At 59.7% G+C, this 4721-nt stretch carries 3 protein-coding genes; all 3 read right to left on the bottom strand.

What is annotated here, in order from left to right; translation table 11 throughout:
- A partial coding sequence (gene uvrA, locus JWR14_RS09005; protein WP_299704730.1) for an excinuclease ABC subunit UvrA occupies positions 1–2711 on the bottom strand: 2711 nt, incomplete at its 3' end.
- A gap of 317 nt (positions 2712–3028) precedes the next feature.
- Complete coding sequence (locus JWR14_RS09000) at positions 3029–3796, bottom strand: ATP-binding protein (RefSeq protein WP_366144517.1); 768 nt, start codon at positions 3794–3796, stop codon at positions 3029–3031.
- 147 nt (positions 3797–3943) lie between these two features.
- Entirely contained in the window at positions 3944–4213 is a 270-nt protein-coding gene (locus JWR14_RS08995) for a hypothetical protein (protein WP_299704727.1), read from the bottom strand.
- Positions 4214–4721 lie beyond the last annotated feature (508 nt).

Raw genomic sequence — 4721 nt, 5'->3', positions numbered from 1 at the left:
AGCTTGGCGATATCGTCGAAATGGAGACCCTGTGTGGGCTCGTCGAACATGAACAAGCGGCCCGGCAGGTTGCCGCTCGCCTGTGCCGTTTCTGCCAGGAAACCCGCCAGCTTCAGGCGCTGCGCTTCACCGCCCGAGAGCGTGGGGACCGGTTGCCCCAGCTTCACATATTCCAGTCCAACGTCGACAATCGGCTGCAATACCCGCAGCACTTCCTTGTCTTTTGCAAAGCATGCAACGGCTTCGCTCACGGTGAGGTCGAGCACATCCGCCACGCTGAGCGACTTGCCGTCGCGCTCGATCTGCACATCCAGGATTTCCGCCCGATACCGCCGTCCATCGCAATCCGGGCAACGCAAATAGACGTCGCTCAGGAACTGCATCTCGACGTGTTCAAAGCCCGAACCGCCGCAAGTCGGACAACGGCCATCGCCGGAATTAAAGCTGAACATGCCTGCGCTGTAACCACGTTGCGCGGCCAGCGGCGCTTTTGCAAACAGCTTGCGAATCTCGTCGAACGCACCGACATAACTCGCCGGATTCGACCGCGCCGTGCGGCCGATCGGCGATTGATCGACGAAGATCACTTCGCTCAACGCGTCCGCACCTTTCAACGCGCGGAATGCGCCCGGCGATTCAGTCGCCTTGCCGAAATGACGCAGCAACGCGGGGGCGAGCACGTCCTGGATCAGCGTCGATTTACCCGACCCCGATACACCCGTCACGCACACCAGCCGCTGCAACGGAATCTCGACCGTGACGTCGCGCAGGTTGTGTTCGGTCGCGCCCTCGAGCACGAGCCGCGGTGTCTTTGCATCGACCGCGCGACGCTGCCAGTTCGATGCATGCGCCACGTGCTTGCGGCCGCCGAGGTACGCGCCCGTCAGCGTGTCGCTATGCTCGATCTCGTTCGGCGGCCCGTCATAGACAATCTCTCCGCCGCGTTCGCCCGGCCCCGGACCCATGTCGATAAGTCGATCCGCCGCGAGCATCACCGACGGGTCGTGCTCCACCACCACGAGCGTATTGCCCGCATCGCGCAAGCGGTGCATGGCTTCGACAATGCGGTTCAGGTCGCGCGGATGCAAGCCGATGCTGGGTTCATCGAGCACAAATAGCGTGTTCACCAGCGACGTGCCAAGCGCGGTCGTCAGGTTGATCCGCTGCACTTCGCCGCCGGAAAGCGTGCGGCTCTGGCGATCCAGCGTGAGGTAACCGAGGCCAACATCGCAGAGATATTTCAGGCGCGTCCGGACTTCGTTGTGCAGGAGCTTGAGCGCGTCGTCGAGCAGCGTGCTTGGCAACGTCAGCGAGTCGAAGAAGCGGCGAATCCGGTCGATCGGCATCAACATCAGATCGTGCAGCGTCAGGCCCGGCAGCGCTTCGAGTTGCGTCCGCGTCCACTCCACACCGGCAGGCAGGAAACGATCGCCCGGCTTCAGCACGGCGTCTGCTTGCTCCTTCGTACCGAGACGCCACAGCAGCGCTTCGGTCTTGAGGCGCGCACCCTCGCACGTAGGGCACTTCGTATAGCTGCGATATTTCGACAGCAACACGCGGATGTGCATCTTGTACGCTTTCGATTCGAGGTAATCGAAGAAACGCTGCACGCCGTACCACTGGTTTTGCCACTTGCCGGTCCAGTCGGGCGAACCGCCGATCACCCAGTCGCGCTCTTTTTGGGTGAGCTCGCTCCAGGGCACACCAAGGCGAATACCCGCTTTAGCGCCGTAGCGCAGCAGGTCGTCCTGATTCTCTTTCCATGCAGGGGTTTGCAACGTCTTGACCGCGCCCTCGCGCAGCGTCTTGCGCTCGTCAGGAATCACGAGGCCGAGATCCACGCCGATCACCCGGCCGAAACCGCGACACGTTTCGCACGCGCCATACGCCGAGTTGAACGAGAACAACGCGGGTTGCGGATCGGCATAGCGGATGTCGCTTTCCGGGCTGTGAAGGCCGGTTGAGAAGCGCCACGTTGGCACGTCGTTTGTTTCAGGCGTTTCTTCACGCGGCTCCGGCAGCACGTAAACGTTCACACGGCCCGTGCCCCGCAGCAATGCGCTTTCAATGGCCTCCAGCGCCCGCGACCGCTCCGTCTTCTGCAAGCGGAACCGGTCGGCGACCACGTCGAGCATTTGCCGGCCATCCACATGCCGCTTGGCCTGCACGCGTGTGTAGCCGCTGGCGGAAAGCCATTGCGCGACTTCGTCGTCGCTCGCGGACTCGGGCAGCTCAACCGGAAAAGTGATCGCAATCCGCGGATCATTCGCCTTCGTGCGCTCGAGCAATTCGACGTAGATAGTCTCCGGCGTGTCGTGCCGGACCTGATGCGAGGTCTTTTTATCGAAGAGCTCGGCGGCGCGTGCGTAGAACAGCTTCAGGTGATCGTTCAGCTCGGTCATCGTTCCGACGGTCGAGCGCGAACTGCGCACCGGATTGGTCTGGTCGATGGCGATTGCCGGCGGCACGCCGTCCACGCGATCCACCTGCGGACGGTCCATCCGGTCGAGAAATTGCCGCGCATAAGCACTGAACGTTTCGACGTAGCGACGCTGGCCTTCGGCGTAGAGCGTATCGAACACAAGGCTCGATTTGCCCGAGCCCGAAGGACCGGTCACCACGGTCATCTGACCCGTGTAAAGGTCCAGATCGATGTTCTTGAGATTGTGCTGGCGAGCGCCGCGAATGCGGATTGCGTTGTTGGATGCCAATTTTTCCTAACCGGTTCAATGAGTTAGATCGTCCGCCAGTGGCGCTTGGGCGAAGCGTGGCTCGCGCTTGAGAGAGCCGCCGTTCGACACGCATTAGCGAGATAACGGCCGATGAAGTCGACACTGTACACCCATACAGTGTTTTCGACAGGGCTTGGGTCGTTGAAAAGGAGGACACGGAAGCGGTGAATCCCGGACCGGTCTCGCGAGACCGCAAACGCCGAAATAGCGAGGCTGATGAATGCGTCAGCGCCTCCCGGCTAATGCCCCGCCACTCACCCGGAACGCTCCAAACGGGTGATCGTTACAACCAGCGCTCACCCGGGAGTGTGCAGGACGATCTGAAACCCTTCAATTGCAGAAGGCGGGACAAAGTACTGCGTTATCTGGTCGAACTGAGCGTCGGTCGTTTCGAACGGATGCTCGCCCGACGCGTTTCGAGCCCTGAGCCGAGTCTTGCAAATCACATCGCTGACGTCGAGATAGTGAAGCCGATGTCCCACGCCCGCGCCGTCAAACAATTCGCGCCCCCATGCGCGACTGTTGATGGTATTGAAGGGAAAATCGAGGATCACGGACATCCCGGCCGACAGGAGTGCCTGGACATGATCCGAGAGCGCTCGCCTAATGCGCCCCGAGCACCGACCATAGTCATCCAGCGTGTGGATTTCGCCTGGATAGAGATGCACCATCCAACTATCCTCGCTGATGACCACGGCATTTTCCGAGCGTGCCAATCGTTTCGTCAGCGTTGATTTTCCCGACGCAATTTTGCCGCAGACCATATGAAGCACGGCTGCTTCGTCCGAACCGCTCCGACTCCTGCCCATGTTTCCAAATCCTCTGTAGGAGCCCAGAAAGCAAAAACCCGCCTTCTGGGCGGGTTGCTTACGAACTTTCAAGTCGAGAGCTATTCCGCCGATCAGGTAGCGGCGGTAATAATCGATTTGACGTAGCGCTTGTTCATGAAAAAATAATACCGTGATGAACGAGAAGGGGCAAGCAAATAGATCTGCCCGGTTTAGTAGCAGATCAAATGTCCGCTTGTTCGTTGAGGCCACAAAGCGGTGCGGGGCGTCTCCCAAGCCCGTTGTCGCCTAAACGGCCGTCTGGCGGACCTAAGGCGGCTCGCTGAACCCGTACTATGGATAACTAATCTTTTGATAGGTATCTTACCGACCTCCCCACCTCCGACATTGATCCACAATCTCGACCGGCCCGCGACACCGCGCTCAATTGCTTCCTCGGTAAAGCTCGTGCATCTGCGCCGCCTGATCACTGTGCTGAAAATCTTCCAGCTCACGCCTCACTTGTTCGCGTGTTTTTCCTAAGGAAACGGAGGGCGCTGGTGTGACGGCCGAAACAGTGGCCCCTTGATCCTGCGAGGCGCTGCCAGCCGCTACCGACTCGGTCTGATTGGTCGCTGATTGAGCAAAGCATCCGTCAGCTGCGACGCCAGCCGTCAGGGCAAGACAGATGGCGATCGATTGATGAAATTTCATGAGCGTTCTCCTTTGGCGTTTAAGGGATCGGCCTGCGCATCGTTCGCCGACCGGCCGACAGCAGTCTTCGCACAAACCAGGGACAATCCGGCTCGCGGCGACGATCAACCGATCAGGGCGCACTCGATGAATGCCCTCTTCGCGTTGCTGTCACATTCATTCTTGGCCGGACGACACGCCGTCGCAACGCACATGCGTAGGCAACGGACAAGTAATGCGCGTGAAAGATGTATGCACTCCCTTTGACCGATCCGGGTGACGTGTCAGGTAGTCGCCTTCCACGACCGGTTTTTTGCCAAACCGTCCAGGTGGGGACAAGGAGGCATCACACTGGCTGATACATTTGTGGCTGATGGACGGGATGGCGACCTGCTATTCTGTTTTTTATCGCGATGTGGCCCGAACCTGTCCAACTCCTGGTGCGCCAATAAAGCCTTTCGATTCCGCGCACTATCCGCCCATGGCAGCTTTCCTGATCAAGCAGCCTTATGAGACCGTCAGACTTCAT

This window comes from Caballeronia sp. (genome assembly GCF_028292365.1).
Lineage (GTDB): Bacteria > Pseudomonadota > Gammaproteobacteria > Burkholderiales > Burkholderiaceae > Caballeronia.
This window is presented reverse-complemented; position numbering and strand designations above follow the sequence as displayed.

Coding starts and splice junctions, on each gene's coding strand:
- JWR14_RS08995 (WP_299704727.1), bottom strand. CDS start 4,213: ATGAAATTTCATCAATCGATCGCCATCTGTCTTGCCCTGACGGCTGGC.